4 protein-coding genes and 1 pseudogene are annotated in these 4,800 nt (G+C 45.3%); all 5 read right to left on the reverse strand.

The genetic code is table 11. The features are described 5' to 3' along the window. A pseudogene (locus GBV73_RS10440) lies at nucleotides 1-230 on the reverse strand (IS982 family transposase); the annotation flags it as partial. Nucleotides 231-280: 50 nt separating this feature from the next. After that, nucleotides 281-601 carry a hypothetical protein gene (locus GBV73_RS10445; protein WP_152881196.1) on the reverse strand — a complete coding sequence of 107 codons (321 nt, stop codon included), beginning with the start codon at nucleotides 599-601 and terminating at the stop codon, nucleotides 281-283. Nucleotides 602-664: 63 nt separating this feature from the next. Further along, on the reverse strand, nucleotides 665-1,183 hold the full coding sequence (locus tag GBV73_RS10450; RefSeq protein WP_152881198.1) for a hypothetical protein: 519 nt from the start codon (nucleotides 1,181-1,183) through the stop codon (nucleotides 665-667). 3 nt (nucleotides 1,184-1,186) lie between these two features. Further along, nucleotides 1,187-4,285: a hypothetical protein gene (locus GBV73_RS10455; protein WP_152881200.1), complete on the reverse strand. Its 3,099-nt coding sequence runs from the start codon at nucleotides 4,283-4,285 to the stop codon at nucleotides 1,187-1,189. 96 nt (nucleotides 4,286-4,381) lie between these two features. After that, the coding region (locus GBV73_RS10460; protein ID WP_152881202.1) for a transposase at nucleotides 4,382-4,800 on the reverse strand (419 nt) is incomplete at its 5' end.

The following is a 4,800-nucleotide window of genomic DNA, read 5'->3' on the forward strand; positions in this document are numbered from 1 at the left end:
GTTAGTTTGTTGTACCTGATTTTGGGGAACAGCTTCATTTCTTCGATTAGGACTCTGTAAGCGTGCTTGTAAACTCCGTTAAAGTGCAAGTGTGCTAGTATTGCGAAGGTTATCAGGTCGTAGAGGCTGATTATTTCCCTGTGAGTGTTTTTCGGGTAGTGTTTGCTGATTATCGGGTAGATTTCGGATTTTATGATCAGGATTTTCCTCTGAAAGCTCAATACAACCACCAATCAATCAAAAGACTTAAGTGCTTATAACTCTAACGATCTAATGGGAACTAGGGTGCATTATTACCCGCTTCAACCGGGTTTGGAACAACCTCCAGCCAGGCAGAGAGACCATTCAACACGCGCGCAACACTCACCTCCCCGCTCCACTCATCCACTTCCAACTCTTGCCCACCAAGGACCTCGAAAAGCCTAACCTCGTATGAGTGCTCACCCTGAACAGCAACCCAGTGCAGAGCCACCGAAGCACCGGAAGTGCTGACATTAACTGGCTTCGAATCAACCAACAGACTATCCACAAGCAGTTCCACCATAGAAATCAGAAAGGTGAAGATAAAAGTCAAAAGGTCATGAACTCGAAATTCATTCATGATATCACCTGCAAGACGCCATTGTTATCATTTTCCTATGCGGATTACTCTGGCAGTGACATTTCATGTCAACCCCTCCTTATATAACTGGGCAACGTATAACACCACAGCTATTCCACCTAAAAGTATAATAGCGTAGTCTTTGATTATCCAGATTAATGCCCAAAGTGCCAACAATGTTAGCGCCACATAAGTTTTTCCGAGCTTTTGGCCCAATGAGATTATTCCAATCCCATTTAGCAGGCTTATTGAGACTATTTTAAGAAGGATTGAAAAGTTCTCGATACCTTTTTTGACTACCAAATAAATCACCACAGCAACCCATATAATGAGCACAATACTGCCTCCACTTGAAAACTCCTTGTCCTTTTTGGTCTGATTTGTAATTAGAGAATATGGTATCCCAAACGAAAAAATTCCAAATCCCAAGCCAAGGACAGGATTCTCAAAGGCCTTGCTAAGTGTCAGCAATTCCAGAGACAGCAGTGAAAAAGCAAAAGAAAGCTGAAGTACCCTCTTCCAGTTAGGATACGCAATAAGACCCAAAAAGGGAAGGAGGGAGACTATATACACTAGCTCCATCTTTTACTCCCCCGTGAAATAGTCGAGATAACCAAATACCCTCCGCGAGTATTCAATCGCATTTCTCGCCCATACTATCACTTTGTTTGACCCCTTGAGGAATATCAGCGTAACGGCAATATCCACAGTAACAACTTTGTTATTCTGAGTTATTCTGCCACTACCGTAACCTTTGAATTTAAATGTTCCATGAGAAGTATTAAGGTTATACGGTAACTCCACGTAGTATGTACTTCCCCAGAGACCCCCCTCCAATACTGCGAGAGGAACCTCTGCAATTGACATAAACTGAATGGTAATATAACTCTGAGGAACTATTATATCAGATGAAATCTTACCCTTAAACTTTTTCAGTCCAACATTCAATGCAGTTGGAGCGGCAGTAGCGTCTCCAATATCCAATCCATCAATTTTTATTTTTTCATCCGTGGGGTTGTATATAATAGCAACACATTCAACTTCCGCTTGATAGTTTATGAGAACGTTCTTGATGGACTCTAGATTTACACCCGTGACTAGCTTAGTGAAATACAAATCACTGCACTCAAACCCCACCTGCTTTAATTCAGTCCCATTCACAGGTTTCACTTTCACCGTCACTTCTGCCCAATGTTCTTCTCCTGCACCGTTCGGTTCACCATCATAATTGTCGAGGAAGACTCTGAACGCGTGGTTGCCAACACCATGGATAGTGTAACTGAAACTAACGTTCCTCCCGCCATTCGCTGGAACTCCACCCTCAAAACCATCAATCCTCTTTATTATCGCCCCACTCTCATCCTCCACGAAACCCCTAACGGAGATGGCACTAGAGTCAAAATTCCAAATCCTAACAGTAAAGAACACTGTTCCGCCGCCTTCAAGTTCTGTTGGGAATGCCTCCAAAGAGACTGCAAACTGCTGATACTGAGAAGCAACACTCACCTCTCCACTCCAACCATCCACTTCCAACTCCTGCCCACCAAGGACCTCGAAAAGCCTAACCTCGTATGAGTGCTCACCCTGAACAGCAGTCCACTGAAGGGTGAAGCTTTTGGTGGAGCTTGCTGGAACACTACCGCTCACCGAATCAACCACCTTGCCATCAATGAGGAGCTTCAGCTTAACAGTTTTGCTCTGGGTGTATGAGTTCTCAACATTAACCTTGAACGTGAGCTGTTCGCCGCTCTTTACCGTCTCCGGGCTCCTGGTAACACCCACAATTTGCAGTGAGCCGCTTGATGTAGAACCCTTGGAAACCACAAAATACCCGCTTAGAATCTTCGAATGCTGGCCAAAGCTGCATTTCATGGTATAGCTGTACGATCCGGAGTACGCATAGTGGGCCGAGCCAAGCGTTACGGTATCACTCCCACCGTTTCCTGGAGCATCGAAACCCCCAGATGGTCTATATATGCCCCTGCTTGTGCTCGTCTGTGGAACTTCAACTTCAAGCATGCAAGAGCCGCTAATCGGCTCACTGTTGTAGTTTGTAACAACGGCTTTGAACGTTAAATCCTCTCCTTCTTCAAAACTCCCATCCCTGTCCGAATCCTGAATTAAAAGCGATGCTTGAACTTTACCTGGATCTATCGGGTCTTCAAGAGTTATTGTCGCCGAATAAGAAACCTCAATCAGCCTAGTTGATGTTAGGGAATATTCGGAATCCGTTGAAAGGGGAGTGTCTCCCGAAGAGGGCTTGTATGTAATCTTGACCGTTCCACTAACCAAAACGCTTCCAGTTCCGTATACCCTCCCGCTATTAGTGCTCTCCACGGTCGTAATCTCATCTTTATACAAAAATCCAACGCTCTCCGAATCCTCGAGTTCGGTGCCACTGAACTCCACCTCGATGTTGGAAACTGCATTTTTCTCAGCCTTAATCTCAACCACGACTTTGTACGTGGCATAATCCGCAGTTGTCGTCACTGGAACTACATAAATCGATGTGACCACGAGCCTTCCTTCCTCTCCAGCAGCCAAGGCCTCTTCAACAAGAGGACCTCCCTCTCCAGCTACAGATATTGGACCTATTGGGCTTGGAAGGACTCCCATGCATCCAGATGAACGTGTGTAGGTCTTTAGAGCATCTGCGAGTTGAGAAACCTTCTCGTTAAGCATATAGGTCAGCTCGGGATTTGAGTTTCCGGCTTTCTTGGCGAGAAGTATTGACTCAACCTGAAGTGTAAGGTTGTATGCTTTAAGGGCGTTCCATGTGTACTCTATCTTGCATGAGTTCAACGATTCCGAGGAGGACGTTGGTTTTATAATTGGCTTTATGGGCTTTATAGGAGTTGGTTCTGGTCTTGGCGGAGAGGGTGAAGGACCGCCTAAAAATTTGGTTATGACAATGTACCCCCCAGAAACACGAACCATTGATGTGTTTGAGTCCAATTTACCGGAGATTATGTTAAGCTCTTCCTGCTTCAGCTTTTGTATGGCATAAAGCTTATCATCAACCCCCCCTGATCTGTATGCAGTGTAAAAGTTTACCCACCCCATTAATAGCTGAGGGAGAATTACGCGATTACCGGCAAGACTTGGATTTCCATCCGCCCCGCGCCAGTACTTCCATTCCAAACCCTTAGTTTCATACTCATTGTACCTGAATGCTACCCTTAGGAACGCAGTTGAAAAGTCGGAAAGGAATTTTTCCATGTCAAAATCCCCATGAATGTAGTCGGCGTTTTGAACAATGTAGTCTTGAAGGGCCTGGATTTCCTCATCGCTCCATCCCTGCTCCTTAAGGGCATTAACAGTTTCCTGGGGAAGGCCCTTTCTTTTGATTTCCTGAGCCATTGCCCTGAGCTCACTTTCCGTATAGTGGAGTTTCACTCCGGAGGCCTTAAGCTCCGTGAGTGCCTCCCACACAAGGGCTGAAATTTGAGCCGCGTTCTCAGAGCCATCCCGAGAGTTTTTGATGAGCTCATTGATGGCACTCAAATTCCCTCTCTGAGCTTTGGGAACCAGTTCAGCCTCCCTGTTTAGTATCTCCCAAAAGGCATCGTAGACCGAGCTTTTAGTTCCTGAAGTTGCAGCTACCACATAACCCGAGAAAGTCGCTGAACTCACGCTGAAACCTACTATCAACATAGCCACCAGTAAGCCCAGTACTTTTCTCATGGTATCGCCAAAGCGATGTTGTTTAGTAATGCAATAAAAAATTTTCTCTTTAAATTTTGCATACTATCAACCGGAGTCATCAAAAAACGGATAACCCTAGTTCCCACCACCTGTGAAGTTGTATAATCTGTCCAGATTCACGGCCAGAATCGCCCCTAAAATCCTGACAGCTAACCCCCTCAAACTAACACTCCTGCTCGGCCTCAGAAGAAACTCAGAAAACTTCGAAAACAAAGTCTCAATCCTCCTGCGAAAGTCAGACAAGTACTTGTAAAACTTCTTCTCCTCCAGATTACTAATCTGATTCCCCCGCTTTACTGGCGTGTAAACAACGCCAAACCTCAGAAATTCCTCCTCGAGCCCCCTGCTAACATACCCCTTATCCAAAAACAGAAAACAGCCGGAAAACTCCTCAACAATCACCCAGAACTTTTCCCGGACAACACTCACATCATGCTTATTCGCCGGATCAACAGACAGTAAAGCCAGCAAATTTCCATCAGAGTAACAGGTCA

It is taken from the genome of Thermococcus sp. 101 C5, from assembly GCF_009372125.1.
In the GTDB taxonomy this organism is placed as follows: domain Archaea; phylum Methanobacteriota_B; class Thermococci; order Thermococcales; family Thermococcaceae; genus Thermococcus_A; species Thermococcus_A bergensis.

Coding starts and splice junctions, on each gene's coding strand:
- GBV73_RS10445 (WP_152881196.1), bottom strand. CDS start 601: ATGAATGAATTTCGAGTTCATGACCTTTTGACTTTTATCTTCACCTTT.
- GBV73_RS10450 (WP_152881198.1), bottom strand. CDS start 1,183: ATGGAGCTAGTGTATATAGTCTCCCTCCTTCCCTTTTTGGGTCTTATT.
- GBV73_RS10455 (WP_152881200.1), bottom strand. CDS start 4,285: ATGAGAAAAGTACTGGGCTTACTGGTGGCTATGTTGATAGTAGGTTTC.